At 71.9% G+C, this 14,429-nt stretch carries 17 protein-coding genes; 13 read left to right on the top strand and 4 right to left on the bottom strand.

Going from position 1 to position 14,429, the window contains the following annotated elements; translation table 11 throughout:
• Nucleotides 1–99: 99 nt before the first annotated feature.
• Nucleotides 100–1,131, top strand: coding sequence for an alpha/beta hydrolase (locus tag O3S82_RS15550; RefSeq protein WP_269304025.1), 1,032 nt, complete (start codon nt 100–102; stop codon nt 1,129–1,131).
• 1 nt (nt 1,132) lies between these two features.
• Here O3S82_RS15550 and mshD read toward each other — a convergent pair whose 3' ends face one another.
• Nucleotides 1,133–1,927, bottom strand: a complete 795-nt coding sequence (gene mshD, locus O3S82_RS15545) for a mycothiol synthase (protein ID WP_269304023.1) — start codon at nt 1,925–1,927, stop codon at nt 1,133–1,135.
• Nucleotides 1,924–3,351 carry a carboxyl transferase domain-containing protein gene (locus O3S82_RS15540; protein ID WP_269304021.1) on the bottom strand — a complete coding sequence of 476 codons (1,428 nt, stop codon included), beginning with the start codon at nt 3,349–3,351 and terminating at the stop codon, nt 1,924–1,926. Before O3S82_RS15540 ends, mshD begins: the two co-directional genes overlap by 4 nt.
• A gap of 73 nt (nt 3,352–3,424) precedes the next feature.
• Here O3S82_RS15540 and O3S82_RS15535 point away from each other — a divergent pair, with 73 nt between their 5' ends.
• Genes O3S82_RS15535 through O3S82_RS15525 form a run of 3 tightly spaced genes read left to right on the top strand, consistent with a single transcriptional unit; the run spans nt 3,425 to nt 5,157 of the window.
• Entirely contained in the window at nt 3,425–4,477 is a 1,053-nt protein-coding gene (locus tag O3S82_RS15535; RefSeq protein WP_269304019.1) for a mannose-1-phosphate guanylyltransferase, read from the top strand.
• Nucleotides 4,478–4,486: 9 nt separating this feature from the next.
• A complete protein-coding gene (locus O3S82_RS15530; protein ID WP_269304017.1) occupies nt 4,487–4,858 on the top strand; it encodes a YidH family protein in 372 nt (123 codons plus the stop codon).
• Nucleotides 4,855–5,157 carry a DUF202 domain-containing protein gene (locus O3S82_RS15525; protein WP_179427804.1) on the top strand — a complete coding sequence of 101 codons (303 nt, stop codon included), beginning with the start codon at nt 4,855–4,857 and terminating at the stop codon, nt 5,155–5,157. The genes O3S82_RS15530 and O3S82_RS15525 overlap by 4 nt, the downstream gene beginning before the upstream one ends.
• A 74-nt stretch (nt 5,158–5,231) precedes the next feature.
• On the opposite strand, the gene manA is transcribed toward O3S82_RS15525, so the two are convergent.
• Nucleotides 5,232–6,443 carry a mannose-6-phosphate isomerase, class I gene (gene manA / locus O3S82_RS15520; RefSeq protein ID WP_179427806.1) on the bottom strand — a complete coding sequence of 404 codons (1,212 nt, stop codon included), beginning with the start codon at nt 6,441–6,443 and terminating at the stop codon, nt 5,232–5,234.
• A 24-nt stretch (nt 6,444–6,467) separates the two neighbouring features.
• Between manA and O3S82_RS15515 the strand changes: the two genes are divergently transcribed.
• Nucleotides 6,468–7,226, top strand: coding sequence for an HAD-IIB family hydrolase (locus O3S82_RS15515; RefSeq protein ID WP_269304014.1), 759 nt, complete (start codon nt 6,468–6,470; stop codon nt 7,224–7,226).
• 139 nt (nt 7,227–7,365) lie between these two features.
• On the opposite strand, the gene O3S82_RS15510 is transcribed toward O3S82_RS15515, so the two are convergent.
• Nucleotides 7,366–8,121: a winged helix-turn-helix transcriptional regulator gene (locus O3S82_RS15510; protein WP_179427810.1), complete on the bottom strand. Its 756-nt coding sequence runs from the start codon at nt 8,119–8,121 to the stop codon at nt 7,366–7,368.
• Between the two features lie 173 nt (nt 8,122–8,294).
• Here O3S82_RS15510 and O3S82_RS15505 point away from each other — a divergent pair, with 173 nt between their 5' ends.
• The 8 genes from O3S82_RS15505 to O3S82_RS15470 all read left to right on the top strand — a co-directional run bounded on the left by O3S82_RS15505 (nt 8,295) and on the right by O3S82_RS15470 (nt 14,427).
• On the top strand, nt 8,295–8,717 hold the full coding sequence (locus O3S82_RS15505) for a thioredoxin family protein (protein ID WP_269304011.1): 423 nt from the start codon (nt 8,295–8,297) through the stop codon (nt 8,715–8,717).
• A gap of 207 nt (nt 8,718–8,924) precedes the next feature.
• The gene (locus O3S82_RS15500) at nt 8,925–9,365 is read left to right on the top strand and encodes a DUF4395 domain-containing protein (protein WP_269304010.1); all 441 of its coding nucleotides are present in this window, start codon (nt 8,925–8,927) and stop codon (nt 9,363–9,365) included.
• Nucleotides 9,366–9,417: 52 nt separating this feature from the next.
• Nucleotides 9,418–10,266 (top strand): sulfurtransferase, encoded by an 849-nt coding sequence (locus tag O3S82_RS15495; protein ID WP_179427816.1) that lies wholly within the window; start codon nt 9,418–9,420, stop codon nt 10,264–10,266.
• 1 nt (nt 10,267) lies between these two features.
• Nucleotides 10,268–10,564 (top strand): DUF1416 domain-containing protein, encoded by a 297-nt coding sequence (locus O3S82_RS15490; RefSeq protein WP_179427818.1) that lies wholly within the window; start codon nt 10,268–10,270, stop codon nt 10,562–10,564.
• A gap of 229 nt (nt 10,565–10,793) precedes the next feature.
• Complete coding sequence (locus O3S82_RS15485) at nt 10,794–11,321, top strand: TasA family protein (RefSeq protein WP_269304007.1); 528 nt, start codon at nt 10,794–10,796, stop codon at nt 11,319–11,321.
• Nucleotides 11,322–11,436: 115 nt separating this feature from the next.
• Entirely contained in the window at nt 11,437–12,087 is a 651-nt protein-coding gene (locus O3S82_RS15480) for a signal peptidase I (RefSeq protein WP_179427822.1), read from the top strand.
• An 89-nt stretch (nt 12,088–12,176) separates the two neighbouring features.
• A complete protein-coding gene (locus O3S82_RS15475; protein ID WP_269304004.1) occupies nt 12,177–14,033 on the top strand; it encodes an Ig-like domain-containing protein in 1,857 nt (618 codons plus the stop codon).
• A gap of 1 nt (nt 14,034) precedes the next feature.
• Complete coding sequence (locus O3S82_RS15470; RefSeq protein WP_179427824.1) at nt 14,035–14,427, top strand: hypothetical protein; 393 nt, start codon at nt 14,035–14,037, stop codon at nt 14,425–14,427.
• The last annotated feature ends 2 nt before the right edge of the window (nt 14,428–14,429 follow it).

Genomic DNA, 14,429 nt, shown 5'->3' with positions numbered 1-14,429 from the left:
ACGAGACGTGGTGTCGTCCTCTCCATGATGCGCCATCCGGCAAGCAATTGCGCGCTTTGTGTCACAGAAGTGACGCGTGAGGCTGCTACGTTCGCGTCCATGAGCGTGTCAGGACGGGTTCGCAGGGCCGCCGTCGCCGCCGTCGGCGCGGCTCCCCGACCCGTGAAGCGGGCCATGTTCGGGGCGCCACGGCGCCACGGCGACCAGGTGCTGCACCCCGACATGCAGGCGCTGCTGGCGCTCATGCGGCTGGAGGCCCCCGACCCGGCCTCGACGCCCATCAGCCGCCAGCGTCGCGACCTCGCCCGCGCCGACCGCCTGCTCGGCGGCACCCAGTCGATCGGTGCCGTGACCGAGCGCCAGATCGCCGGTCCCGCCGGCCCGATCCGGCTGCGGTTCTACACGCCGCGCGACCTGGTCGGCCCGTCGCCGGCCCTCGTCTGGCTTCACGGCGGCGGCTTCACGCTCGGCGACCTCGAGAGCCACGACGCCCTGTGCCGGTTCGTGGCGGAGCAGGCGATGGTGCGCGTCGTCGCGGTCGACTACCGGCTGGCGCCCGAGCATCCGTTCCCGTCGGCGGTCCAGGACTGCGTCGCCGCGTGGACCTGGGTGTGCGAGAACGCCTCCGCGCTGGCGATCGACGCCGACCGGATCGCGGTGGGCGGCGACAGCGCCGGCGGCAACCTCGCCACCGTGGTGGCGCAGGAGATGGTGCGCTCCGGCGGACCCGTGCCGCGCTTCCAGCTGCTGGTCTACCCCGTCACCGACTTCACGACGATCCGCCAGAGTCGGCGCGACTTCGGCCGCGGCTACTTCCTGACCGAGGACCTCATGGAGGAGTTCACCGGCGCGTACCTCGTGCGCGACGAGGACCGCACCGACCCGCGGATCTCGCCGATCCGCGGCGACCTGCACGACCTGCCGCCGGCCCACGTGGTGACCGCGGCGTTCGACCCGCTGCGCGACGAGGGCGAGGCGTACGCCGAGGCGCTCCGCGAGGCCGGGGTCGGCGTCTCGCTCGTGCGCGAGCCGGGACTCATCCACGGCTTCGCCACGATGGTCGGGTTCGGCAGGGCCGCGCCTGCGGCGGTGCGCCGCTTCGCGGCCGAGCTGCAGCGCGGTCTGGTCTGAGTCAGGCGCGCGCGGCGTAGAGGACGTCGCGCGCCTTCTCGGTGAACCCGAGGCCGCGGTAGACGGCCAGGGCCGGGTCGTTGTCGCCCTCGACGTAGAGGTCGATCGCGGACACGCCCCGGCTCCACAGGTGGCGCAGGCCGATCGCGGTGAGCGCCTTGCCCAGTCCGCCGCCGTGCGCCGCGGGGTCGACGCCCACGACGTAGACCTCGCCCACGCCGTCCTCGACCTTGGTCCAGTGGAAGCCGACGACCTCATCGTCGCGCTCGGCCACGAACAGTCCCGCGGGATCGAACCACTCCTGCGCGCGGCGGCGGTCGAAGTCGGCACGATCCATCGCGCCCTGCTCGGGGTGCGAGGCGAACGCGCGCCCGTTGACCGCGACGATCGCGTCGGCGTCCTCCTCGCGGAAGGAGCGCAGCGTGACGCCGGCCGGCGTCACGACCTCGGGCACGACCGCCTCGGCCGTGGTCAGGACGAGCAGCGTGCGCTCGGCGTGCAGGCCCGCGGCGGCGGCGAGCGCCTGCGCGCCGGGCAGGTCGCCGTGCGCCCAGAACCGGGTCTCGCCGCGCTCGACGAGGTCGTCGACGAGGGCTCGCCCGCGGCCCTGGCGCCGGTAGCGCGGGTGCACGACGAACTCGACGGGCGCGTCACCGACCGCGACCGCCCCGACGACCTCGTCGTAGCGCTCCAGCCGCAGCGGGCTGCCGTCGCGCAGCGCGATCGTGGTGGCCTCGTTGAACGGGGCGACGCCGTCGGCCTCGTGGGCGGACTCGGCCAGGTCCAGCAGGGTCATGGGCGTCCTCGCAGCTCTCGCAGGTGGTGGGCGACCTCGGCCGCGAGGGCGCGGGCGAAGGCCTCGGGATCGTCGCCCTCCGGCTCGGGCACCAGGTGGTGCACCGCGCCCGACTCGTACAGGTCGAACGCGCTGATCCGCTGCTCGGTGGCCAGCTGGGCGGCATGGTCGACGTCGCCGAAGACGATCGCGCTGGCGCCCTCGGGCGGCAGCGGCGACAGCCACGAGTTCTCTGCGGCGATCGTGCGCGAGGCGGGCAGCAGCGCGAGCGCCCCGCCGCCGCAGCCCTGGCCCAGCAGCACCGACACCGAGGGCACCCGCATCGTCGACATCGAGCTGATGCAGCGGGCGATCTCCCCGGCGATGGCGCCCTGCTCGGCGTCGGGCGAGAGCTCGGCGCCCGGGGTGTCGATGAACGACACGAGCGGCAGGCCCAGCTCGTTCGCCAGCTTCATGCCGCGGCGCGCCTCGCGCAGGGCCGCGGGGCCCATCGGCTTGATCCGGCTCTGGGTGGTGCGGTCCTGGCCGATCACGATGCACGGCTCGCCGTCGATGCGGGCCAGGGCGACGATCATCGCGGCGTCGCGCTCGCCGCGCTCGGTGCCCTGGAGCCGGATGATCTCGTCGGTGCCCCAGCGCAGCACCTCGCGGACGCCGGGACGGTCGGGCGTGCGGGTCAGCAGGACCGAGTCCCACGCGTCGTGGCGGCGCTCGGTGGCCGCGGGTCGTCGCTCGCGGCTGGACTCGCCGGGCGGGTCGATGAGGATCGACAGCGCCGTGTCGACCATGAACGGCAGCTCCTCGGGCATGACGACGGCGTCGATGATGCCGCGGTTCGCGAGGTTGTCCGAGGTCTGGATGCCGGGCGGGAACGGCGCGCCGTTGAGCAGCTCGTAGACCTTGGGGCCGAGGAAGCCGATGAGGGCGCCCGGCTCGGCGATCGTGATGTGGCCCAGCGAGCCCCACGACGCGAAGACGCCGCCGGTCGTGGGGTGGCGCAGGTAGATCAGGTACGGCAGGCCGGCGGCCTTGTGGTCCATGAGGGCGCGCGAGATGTCGACCATCCGGACGAACGCGGGCGTGCCCTCCTGCATGCGCGTGCCGCCCGAGGCGGTGGTGGCCAGCACGGGGATGCCCTCGGCGGTGGCGCGGCGCACCGCGCGCACGATGCGCTCGGCGGCCACCTGCCCGATCGAGCCGGCGAGGAACTTGAACTCGTTGACGAGCACCGCGACGGGCCGGCCGCGCATCAGGGCGCGCCCGGTGATCACCGACTCGTCGGTGCCGGCACGCTCGGCGGCGGCCAGCAGATCGGTGCGGTACGGCTCGGGGTGCACGGTGTGGTCCACGGGCTCGTCCCACGACTCCCACGAGTCGGGGTCGAGGACGAGGTCGATCAGCTCACGAGCGGTCAGGCGGGACACGGCACCCAGTATGGCCGGGATCGGGGGAGTCGACCGACCGCGAGGGGCGCGGCGGACCACTACAGTGACGGCCGTGTCCACCTTCCACGCCATCATTCCCGCCGGCGGGGCCGGGACGCGACTGTGGCCGCTGTCGCGGAAGGCGCGCCCGAAGTTCCTGCTCGACCTCGAGGGGACCGGGCGCACGCTGATCCAGCAGACGTGGGACCGGATGCTCCCGCTCGCCTCGCCGGAGCACGTGCACGTGGTGTCCGGAGCGGCCCACGCCGGCGCCATCGCGGCCCAGCTGCCCGAGCTGGTGAACCTGCTGCTCGAGCCGTCGCCGCGCGACTCGATGCCCGCCATCGGCCTGGCCGCCGCGATCATCGAGCGCGCCGATCCCGACGCGGTCGTGGGCTCGTTCGCCGCCGACCACCGCATCCCCGACCCCGACCGGTTCGCCGACGCCGTGCGCGAGGCGATCGCGGTGGCCGAGCAGGGCTACGTCGTCACGATCGGCATCGAGCCGACCGAGCCGTCCACGGCGTTCGGCTACATCGCCGCGGGCGAGCCGCTCGAGGACTTCGCGTCGGCACGCGCCGTGCGCACGTTCGTCGAGAAGCCCGACGAGGAGACCGCGCGCGGCTACCTGGCCTCGGGCGACTTCGTGTGGAACGCCGGGATGTTCGTCGCGCGCGCCTCGGTGCTGCTCGACTCGCTCGCGCGCTTCCAGCCCGACCTCGCGGCGGGCCTGCGCGCCATCGCGGCCGCGTGGGGCAGCCCGGCGTTCGTCGCCGAGCTGGAGCGCACCTGGCCCACCCTCACCACGATCGCGATCGACCACGCCGTGGCCGAGCCCGTCGCTGCCGAGGGCGGGATGGCCGTGGTGCCCGCCACCTTCGGCTGGGACGACCTCGGCGACTTCGCCTCGATCGCGCCGCTCGGGTCCTCGCCCGACGTGCTCTGGGTCGACGCCGACGGCGTGGCCCGCGGGCAGGACGGCGTGCAGATCGCCGTGCTCGGCCTGCGGAACGTGGCCGTCGTCCAGACCGACGACGCCGTGCTCGTGCTCGACCTCGCGCAGTCGCAGCGCGTGAAGGAGATCGTCGCGCAGCTGCCCGGACTCGACCGCGACGACCTGCTCTAGGAGGCGACGATGGCGCGATGGCCGCAGCAGGTCTACGGGGCGGGCTCGGACCCCGACCCGCGGTTCACGCTGGCGAACGAGCGCACGTTCCTGGCCTGGATCCGTACGTCGGGGGCCTTGTTCGCGCTCGCCCTGGCGCTCGAGGTGCTCGACCTCGCGCTCACGCCGTGGGTCCGGGACGTGATCGTCGTGCTGCTCGCCGCCGGTGCGCTGTGGGGCGCCGTCGGCTCGTGGCTGAGCTGGGCGCGCACCGAGCGCGCGCTGCGCACGGACACGTCCCTCCCCGGTGGCGGGCCCTACCTCGTGCTCGCGGCCTTCCTCGTCCTCGCGGTCGCGCTGTTCCTGATCGACGTGGCGGTCATCCGGGGCTTCGGGTCGTGACCGAGCACCGCGAGCCCACCGAGCGCACGGTCCTGGCCTGGCAGCGCACGCTGCTCAGCCTCGTGGTGATGTTCGTGGTGACGGCGCGGATCGCGCTGGAGGGCGACCGGGCGTGGACGTTCGTGCTCGCGTCCGTCGCGGCGGTGCTGATGCTCGTGCTCTTCGTGCCCCTGCACCTGAGGTCACGACGCCTGCCGGAGCAGGCCCTGGTCCTGCGCGACGGCAAGGCGCCCTTGCTGCTCGCCGCCTCGCTCGCGCTGCCGGCCGCCGCCCTGCTGCTGCAGGTGGCCCTGCGCTGACCGAGATCTGCTCCATCTTCGACGTTTGGAACGGCGTGAAAGGTCGAAGATGGAGCACATCTCGGTATGGGCGGTCAGGGGATCGCGCGCACGGGCCGGTGGCCCACCAGGTCCTTGAGCTCGGAGTCGGGCGTGCCCGGCCCGGGCAGGTAGATCTGTGCGACCTCGCCGGTGCCCACGAGGGTCAGGTCGCCGTCCTCCGCGTCGGTGTAGACCGTCTCGCCGCGGCTGAGCGCCATCTTCTCGCCCTGCGCGTTGAGCAGCTGCACCGCGCCGCCGATGCACATGACGATCGAGTGGCTCGCCGCGATGATCGAGACGCCGTCGGGGTCGGCCGGCGACACCTGCGTGACCGCGAGCGCGAACTCCTCGACCTCGGGGTGGTAGACCTCGGTCGAGAACGACGGGTAGCCCGGCTCGACGCGCGCGACGCGGGCCATGCCGGCCTCGAGGCAGCGGATCAGGCCCTCGGGGTCGAGCGCCTTGCGGGTGAGGCCCGCGCGCATGACGTTGTCGGAGTTCGCCATGGCCTCCAGGCACAGGCCCGACAGGTGCGCGTGGATGACGCCGGTGCCCAGGAACATCGCCTCGCCCGGCTGCAGCGTGAAGCGGTTGAGCAGCAGCGACACCACGATGCCGACGTCGTCGGGGTGGTGGCGGGCGATCATCGCGGCGGTGCTGTAGGCCCGCTTGATGTCGACGCCGTCGTGGACGAGCGCCTTGCACTGGATGACGACCTGGGCGATCTCCGCCGGCGGCGGGGGAGCGATCAGCAGGTTCTCCAGGACGCGAACGATCCCCTTGAAGCCCGTCTTGGCGCGCAGGGTCGCCGAGGCGGCGTTGATCGTGGGAGTGTCCAGCTGGGCGAACACGCGCAGGATCTCGGCGGTGGGCCGGAAGCCGACGAGGGTGTCGAACGTGCTGAGCGCGTAGACCATCTCGGGCTTGTGGTTCGGGTCCTTGAACACGCGCTGCGGGGAGTCGAGCGGGACGCCCGCGGCCTCCTCGCGCGCGAACCCCTCACGCGCCTCGGCCTGCCCGGGGTGCACCTGGATCGACAGCGGCTGCTCGGCCGCGAGGATCTTCAGCATGAACGGGACCTCGCCGGCGATGTCGGACAGCGGTCGCAAACCCTCGGCCGTCTCGACCTGCGAGGGGGCCAGCGGGTGGGTGCCGAGCCACATCTCGGCGACCGGCTCGCCGGACACCGTCCGCCCCAGGAAACGCGGAATGTCGCTCGTGGAGCCCCAGTCGTACGCCTGGGTCATGTTGTGCAGACGGCGCATGTACTCAACAGTAGACTCCCTCGCGTGTCCGGACCCCGACTCGTCGCGTTCGATCTCGACGACACGCTCGCCCCGTCGAAGTGCGCGATCCCCGCGCCCATCGGCGAGCTGCTGATCCGGCTCGCCGAGCGGGTCGAGGTGGCGATCATCTCCGGCGGCCAGCTGGAGCAGTTCCGCAAGCAGGTCGTCGAGCAGCTGCCGCCGGCGCCCGCCGAGGTCCTCGAGCGGATCCACCTGCTGCCCACGTGCGGCACGCAGTACTACCGGCTGCGCGGCGAGGAGATCGTCACCGTCTACGCCCACCGGCTGACCGAGGACGAGCGCGACCGCGCCCTCGCCGCCGTCGAGCAGGAGGCGAGGCGGCTCGGCCTGTGGGAGTCGCAGACGTGGGGCGACATCCTGGAGGACCGCGGCTCGCAGATCACGTTCTCGGCGCTGGGCCAGAAGGCGCCCATCGACGCGAAGATGGCGTGGGACCCCGACGGTCGCAAGAAGGGCGCCCTGCGCGACGCCGTGGCGGCCGTGCTGCCCGACCTCGAGGTGCGCTCGGGCGGCTCGACCTCGGTGGACATCACCCACCGTGGCATCGACAAGGCCTACGGGATGCGGCAGCTGGCCGACGCCACCGGCATCGGCCTGGACGCCATGCTCTTCGTGGGCGACCGCCTCGACCCCGAGGGCAACGACTACCCGGTGCTCGCGCTCGGCGTCGACTGCCACGCGGTCGAGGGCTGGCAGGACACCGTGGACTACCTCGAGGGCCTCATCCCCACCCTCGGCTGACGCCCGCTCACGCTCCGCGCGAGCCAGATGTGTAGCGGTATCCACCCTTTTTCCGGTGCTTGACGCCGAAAAGGGTGGACAGCGCTACAGATCTCGTTCGCCGGAGGCGAAGGTCAGGCGGAGCCGCCGGAGGCGAAGGTCAGGCGCGGCCGGCGACCTGGCGGCGGGCCGACTCCTGGCGCTCGGCGGCGCGGTCCGCGGCGGCCTCGCCGGGCTCGCGGCGCGAGACGAAGCGGTAGCCGACGTTGCGGACGGTGCCGATGAGGGTCTCGTTCTCGGGGCCGAGCTTGGCGCGGAGACGACGCACGTGGACGTCGACGGTGCGGGTGCCGCCGAAGTAGTCGTAGCCCCACACCTCCTGCAAGAGCTGCTGTCGGGTGAACACGCGGCCGGGGTGCTGGGCGAGGAACTTCAGGAGCTCGAACTCCTTGAAGGTGAGGTCGAGGACGCGGCTGTCGAGCTTGGCCGTGTAGGTGACGTCGTCGACCACGAGGCCGCTGGCGCTGATGATGTGGCTGTCGTCCTCGGACTTGTCGCCGTCGGCGGCGACGCGGCCCATGCTCAGGCGCAGGCGGGCCTCGAGCTCGGCGGGGCCGGCGGTGGTGAGGATGACGTCGTCCATGCCCCAGTCGGCGGCGGCGACGGTGAGGCCGCCCTCGGTGAGGATGAGGATGAGCGGGCACTCGATGCCCGTCGTGCGCAGGACGCGGGTGAGGCTCCGGACCTGGGCGAGGTCATGGCGCCCGTCGACCAGGACGGCGTCGCACTGGGGCGCGTCGATGAGCGCGCTGGCCTCGGCGGGGAGGATCTTCACGTGGTGGGGGAGCAGCGCCAGTGACGGCAGCACCTCGACGGACGACTGGGTGCTCTTCGTCAGCAGCAGCAGGTGGGACACGGTCGGATGGCCTCCTATACACGTCGAGGCCCCGACGAACGAACCGCGTTCATCGAAGCCTCATTGCCCTGTCGACCATACTTCATGTGATGTGCCCGTGACGAGAGGTGCCGCGGGAATGCGAACCACGTCACATCGTTGACACATGGTGGACCGATCCAGGAGGAGAGCCGATGACCGGAGTGCAGGTGCTGCTGCTGGCCGTCGTGGTCGCAGGCGTCGGCGCGGCCGTCATGCGCTGGAAGAACGGCCGGTTCGCCACGACCACGACACGGGACGACGCCGAGCGGCTCGGCCCGGACGATCTCGGCGCCCCGCTCGGCGAGCGCGCCACGCTGGTCCAGTTCTCCAGTGCCTTCTGCGCCCCGTGCCGGGCGACGCGCCAGGTCCTGGGGCAGGTCACGGGTCTGGTGCCGGGCGTGACCGCCGTGGAGATCGACGCCGAGGCCGAGCTCGACCTCGTCCGCCGGGTCGGGGTGCTGCGCACGCCCACCGTGCTGGTGCTCGACGCGGGTGGCCGGATCGTCGAGCGGGCCTCCGGGGCGCCCACGCGCGACCAGGTGCTCGTGGCGCTCGACCGGGCGATCTCCGCCTGACCGTCTCTTATCGTGGACGTTCGTCTCACATGACGGGATGTGGGCGCAGGGCGACGGGGTCGTGCCCCTACGCTGGAGGCATGTTCACGACACACCTGACCCGACGACGCGCGGTGGACAACTGCCGCACGCGCTCGGCGCTGTGTCGTCTGCGCTGACTCCCTCACCCGCACTGTCAGCCCTCACTCCTGTTCGGAGCACCCCGTCATGTCCCACGACACCCCCGTCGTCGATCCTCGCGCGCTGCGCTTCACCGCCGCCGTGACCAGCCTGGTCCTGGCGCTGGTGCTCGTGGCGCCCTCGCCCGTGCGCGAGGTGCTGCTCGGCGTCCAGGTGGCGATCTTCGCGCTGGGAGCGTTCGTCTCGCTGTCGGCCTCGCCGTGGGCGTGGCTGTTCCGCACCGTCGTGCGACCCCGCATCGGCGCGCCGCAGCGCACCGAGGACGCGCGCCCGCCGCGCTTCGCCCAGACCGTCGGCCTGGTGTTCACCGCGATCGGCCTGCTGGCCCTCGTGGCCGGACTCACCACGGTCGGCCTCGTCGCCGTGGGCCTGGCCTTCGTCGCCGCCCTGCTCAACGCCACCACGGGCTTCTGCCTGGGCTGCGAGCTCTACCTGACCACCCGACGCCTCGCCGGCCAGACGGCCTGAGGCCCCAGACCACCGCACGACTCCACCACTTCGCAGAGGAAAAGGAAGCACCATGAGCCGCGAGACCGCACTCGTCACCGCCGACTGGGTCGAGGACCACCTGAACGACGACGGCATCGTCCTGATCGAGGTCGACGAGGATGTCGAGGCCTACGACAAGGGCCACATCCCCGGCGCGATCAAGCTGGACTGGAAGAAGGACCTGCAGGACGGCGTCCGTCACGACTTCGTCAGCAAGGAGCGCCTGGAGCAGCTGCTGAGCGAGAAGGGCGTGTCGAACGACGACACGGTCGTCTTCTACGGCGGCAACAACAACTGGTTCGCCGCGTACGCCTACTGGTACCTCAAGTACTACGGCCACCAGAACCTGCGACTGCTCGACGGCGGCCGCAAAAAGTGGGAGCTCGACAGCCGCGAGCTGACCGACGAGGTCCCCTCGCGCGCCGCCACCACCTACACCGCGCAGGAGCCGAACGAGGACATCCGCGCCTACCGCGACGAGGTCGTCGAGGCCATCGGCACGAAGAACCTCATCGACGTGCGCAGCCCCGACGAGTTCGCCGGCCGCCTGCTCGCCCCCGCGCACCTGCCGCAGGAGGCCGCGCAGATCGGTGGCCACATCCCCACCGCCGGCAACGTGCCGTGGAGCAAGGCCGCGAACGACGACGGCACCTTCCGCAAGGACGAGGAGCTGCAGTCGCTGTACGCAGACGCCGGCCTCGACCAGGGCAAGGACACCATCGCCTACTGCCGCATCGGCGAGCGCAGCTCGCACACGTGGTTCGTGCTCAGCGAGATCCTGGGCTACTCCAACGTCAAGAACTACGACGGCTCGTGGAGCGAGTACGGCTCGCTGCGCGGCGTGCCGGTCGCCGTCGGTGACGAGCCCGGGGAGGCCTGAGATGTGCGGAGCGATCAAGGGCGGGCCCAGCCTCGAGGGCGTCGACGTCGCGAACCAGGCCGTGATCCAGGGTGTCGTGCTGCGGGGCGAGCAGCCCGTGGGCAACGCCTACGTGCGCCTGCTCGACCGCAACGGTGAGTTCACCGCCGAGGTGCCCACCTCGGCCACGGGCCAGTTCCGGTTCTTCGCCGCGCCGGGCAACTGGACGCTGCGCACGCTCGCGCCGCGCGCCGAGGTCGTCGACTCGCAGGTCGTCGCCGCCAAGGGCTCGGTCGCCGAGGTGGCCGTCGCCATCTGAGCCAGACCGCACGAGGGCCCCGGGGGTGATCTCCCGGGGCCCTCGTCGTGCGTCCGGGGGTCGCCGAGGAGGTCCGTTCCGAGCGGTTCCGGCACGGGGAGGAACCGGTGCCGAACCGAGGATCGAGTGGGGATCTCGTGTGGAGATTCCGTGGATCTGGCCTCCGTAGCGTTCTTCTTGTCAACCCAGACGGGCCGCAGAGAGCGGCTCGAACAGCCAGGAGAAGAACATGCGCACCAAGAAGATCCTCGTCCCGCTCGCCACCCTGCTCGCCGCCGGCGCCATCGCCGTGGGCTCGGGTGCCACCTTCAGCTCGACCTCGGGCAACACGATCAGCGCCGCCACGTCGGGCACCCTGACGCAGAGCAACTCCAAGGCCGGCAAGGCCGTCTTCTCGCTGGACAACCTGAAGCCGGGCGACACGCTCAACGGCTCGCTCAAGCTCACGAACACCGGCTCGCTCGCCGCCGCCTTCTCCCTCACCGAGGTCGCCTCGACCAACGGCTTCGACGGAGAGAACCTCAAGCTCGTCATCAAGAACACGACGAAGAACACCACGGTCTACACCGGCACCTTCGGCGGCCTGGCCGACGGCACCAAGAACGCCCTCGGCACGTGGGCCCCGGGCGAGGCGAACGACTACACCTTCACGGTCACGCTCGACCAGGCCGCGCCCAACACGCAGCAGGGCAAGTCCGCGACCGCCACGTACACGTGGGATGCCGTCCAGCTGGACGGGACCACCACCAACCAGTGAGACCCCGCTCCGGGGAACTGGGTTGACGGCAGGGCGTCTCTCGGGCGCCCTGCCACCCCGGACCGGAGCACGCAGCACCCCCTCGATCCCCCACCGACCGTCCCCAGGAGTTCCGATGAAGCACCTCACCCGCGCCGCCCGGCTGCTCGGGCGTGGAGTCTCCACGCTGGTCCTGGTCGCGGTCACCCTCGCCAGCATCGCGTACATCGCGCCCAGCCTCTTCGGCTTCGAGCGCTACGTGATCACCGGCGGCTCGATGTCCGGCACGTTCGAGAAGGGCTCGATCGCCTTCGAGCGCCCCGTGCCCGTGGCCGACCTCGCCGTCGGCGACGTCATCACCTACCTCCCGCCGGCCGACAGCGGCGTCGGCACGCTCGTGACGCACCGCATCACCGGGATCGAGCCGGCCGAGAACGGCGCCCGCCTCTTCACGACGCAGGGCGACGCCAACCCCGACCCCGACCCGTGGCAGTTCAGCCTGGTCGAGGGCACCCAGCCCGTCGTCGAGCACACCGTGCCGCACGTCGGCTACGTCTTCATGGCCCTGGCCGACCGCGAGACCCGCATGATGGTGATCGGCCTGCCGGCCGCCGCCATCGCGCTCCTCGCCCTGGTCGAGCTGGGCCGCGCCCTGCGTCCGCGCCGCGAGGAGGCCCCCGAGGCCGCGGACGCCCCCGTTGCCGCACCGACCGGGACCCTCCCCACTCCCGTCCCGGTGCTGGCACCGACGCTGCCGGTCGTCCCCGGCCGCCGCGTCGCCGTCTGACCGTCCCCGGTCAGGCGCCCCAGAAGTGTGGAGCTTCTGGGGAACTCGTGTGGATCAGCCGTGGAGCGACGCTCCGTAGCGTTGAGGACATGGACCAGAACACCCAGTCAGGAGAGTCGATGCGCACGTCCCCCGCGCGCCGTTCCCTCGGTCTGCTGGCAGTTCTGGCCCTCCTGTCCGTTGCTGCGCTCGTCGCTCCCGGCTTCTCCTCGGCCGCCTTCACCTCCACCACCGACAGCACCGCCACCGTCACGGCCTCGCCCGACTGGACGCCGCCCACGGTCACGGTCACGTCCCCCGGCACCGCGGTGCAGGGCACGGTCACCGTCGCCGCCGAGGCCTCGGACTCCGGTCTGGGCGTCAAGGACGTCACTCTCGAGTACAGCGTGGTCGGATCGGGTACCTGGACCGCGATGTGCACCGACACGACGGCCCCGTACTCCTGCGCGTGGAACACCGCCGCGCTCGCGGACGGCCGCTACGACCTGCGTGCGCGTGCCACCGACCTCGCCGGCTACGAGACGACCTCGGACGCGGTCCGCACGGCCGTGGCCAACAAGCTCCTCGTCGTCATGAACGACCCGGGCGACACCGTGCGTGGCACGGTCCAGCTCTCGGCCGCCGCGTTCAACACGGGCACGCTGAGCCACACCGTCCGCATCCAGTACCGCCTCGCCGGAGCGTCCACGTGGTCCACCGCGTGCTCGAACCTGGCCGCCCCCTACACGTGCTCGTGGAGCTCCGCGGCCGTCACGTCCGGCGACTACGAGTTCCGTGCCGTGCTCACCGCCGGCACCACAACGACGACCTCCGAGATCGTCACGGACGTCACCGTCGACAACGTCGCCCCCACCGTGACGATGACCGACCCCGGCTCGCCGCTCAGCGGCACGCGCACCTTCGCCGCCACGGCCGCGGACGCTCACTCCGGCGTGGCCACGGTGGAGATCCAGTACGCCGCGTCGGGCACGTCCACGTGGAAGTCGCTCTGCACGGTCGAGGCCGAGCCGTGGTCCTGCCGCGCCGCCACGAACGACCTCGCGAACGGCGCCTACTCCTTCCGTGCGATCGCCACCGACGAGGCCGGCAACGCCACTATGTCCGCCGCCGTCGCGAACCGCGTCGTCGACAACACCGTCTCCTCGGTCTCGCTCAACGACCCGGGCGTCCTGCTGAGCCGTACGGCCACGCTGTCGGCGGTCGCCAGCTCCACGGCCGGCGTGACCTCGGTGCGGATCCAGTACGCCCCCACCGGCGGCTCGACCTGGACCGACGTCTGCACCGACACGACCTCGCCGTACTCCTGCACGTGGGACACCACGAAGGTCGCCAGCGCGGTCTACGACCTGCGCGCGGTCCTGCTGGACGGCTCGGGCCGCACCACGATCTCGGCCCTGGAGACGGTCCCGGTCGACAACAGCCCGCTCGCCGGCGCCGACGTCCAGACCACCAACGGATCGGGCAGCATCGCGGGTCAGCCGGGTGCCAACGACACCGTCACGTTCACCTACACCGCGCAGGTCAACCCCGCGTCGATCATGGCCGGCTGGAACGGGACGAGCACGAACGTCCAGGTCCGCCTGCGCGACGGCAACGTGCCGGCCCTGCTGCGCGGCAGCAAGGGCGACACGCTCGACGTCATGAACGGCAGCACGGTGCTCGGCCTGGGCTCGGTGAACCTCAAGGGCGACTACGTCCGGTTCCTGCGCACCGTCAGCATCAACGCGACGATGACGGCCGGCACGGTCACGGTGAACGGGCTCGAGCGCACGGTCGTCACGCTCAAGCTGGGCACGTTCGCCAGCGGCAAGGCCGGCGACCTCAAGACCAGCACCACCGCGGCGGCCATGGTCTGGACGCCGAGCAGCGCGGCCACCGACCTCTCGGGCAACCGATGCTCCACCACCAACGTCACCGAGACCGGCACCGCCGACAAGGACTTCTGAGATGCGACGACTCCGCACCACCGCCTCCCGCTGGGCCGCGGTCGCGTGCCTGGCCATCGCGCTGCTCTACCTCGTCCGGGTGGTCGACGCGCCCTCGGCGGCCTACCTGCTGGGCGAGATCGTCATGGGTGTGCTCGGGGTGGCGGCCGCCGTGAAGATGTGGCTGCACAACTGCTTCGAGTCCCACCTCGCGGCCGGCGCCCTCGTGGCCGCCACGTCCGGTGGCACCCTGCTGGCCGTCACGGCCGGGCTGCCGGGAGGCGGTGCGTCGGGCCTGACCCCGACCCGCGTCGCGCTGCTGGCGCTGAGCGCGGCGGTCGTGGTGCTGCTGGTGCAGGACGGTCGGGTGAGACGGGAGCATGCTCGTCGGGCGCGACGGCCGTATGCTCGGTGAGC

Source organism: Aeromicrobium sp. HA, from assembly GCF_027171405.1.
GTDB classification, from domain to species: Bacteria; Actinomycetota; Actinomycetes; order Propionibacteriales; family Nocardioidaceae; genus Aeromicrobium; species Aeromicrobium tamlense.
The sequence above is the reverse complement of the archived record's forward strand: the minus strand, read 5'-3'. Positions and strand labels throughout refer to the sequence as shown.

Bases quoted from the DNA above. Each gene is read 5' to 3' on its own strand.
- O3S82_RS15550 (WP_269304025.1), top strand. From the start codon at position 100: ATGAGCGTGTCAGGACGGGTTCGCAGGGCCGCCGTCGCCGCCGTCGGC.
- mshD (WP_269304023.1), bottom strand. From the start codon at position 1,927: ATGACCCTGCTGGACCTGGCCGAGTCCGCCCACGAGGCCGACGGCGTC.
- O3S82_RS15530 (WP_269304017.1), top strand. From the start codon at position 4,487: ATGGCGCGATGGCCGCAGCAGGTCTACGGGGCGGGCTCGGACCCCGAC.
- manA (WP_179427806.1), bottom strand. From the start codon at position 6,443: ATGCGCCGTCTGCACAACATGACCCAGGCGTACGACTGGGGCTCCACG.
- O3S82_RS15505 (WP_269304011.1), top strand. From the start codon at position 8,295: ATGACCGGAGTGCAGGTGCTGCTGCTGGCCGTCGTGGTCGCAGGCGTC.
- O3S82_RS15500 (WP_269304010.1), top strand. From the start codon at position 8,925: ATGTCCCACGACACCCCCGTCGTCGATCCTCGCGCGCTGCGCTTCACC.
- O3S82_RS15495 (WP_179427816.1), top strand. From the start codon at position 9,418: ATGAGCCGCGAGACCGCACTCGTCACCGCCGACTGGGTCGAGGACCAC.
- O3S82_RS15490 (WP_179427818.1), top strand. From the start codon at position 10,268: ATGTGCGGAGCGATCAAGGGCGGGCCCAGCCTCGAGGGCGTCGACGTC.
- O3S82_RS15485 (WP_269304007.1), top strand. From the start codon at position 10,794: ATGCGCACCAAGAAGATCCTCGTCCCGCTCGCCACCCTGCTCGCCGCC.
- O3S82_RS15480 (WP_179427822.1), top strand. From the start codon at position 11,437: ATGAAGCACCTCACCCGCGCCGCCCGGCTGCTCGGGCGTGGAGTCTCC.
- O3S82_RS15475 (WP_269304004.1), top strand. From the start codon at position 12,177: ATGGACCAGAACACCCAGTCAGGAGAGTCGATGCGCACGTCCCCCGCG.
- O3S82_RS15470 (WP_179427824.1), top strand. From the start codon at position 14,035: ATGCGACGACTCCGCACCACCGCCTCCCGCTGGGCCGCGGTCGCGTGC.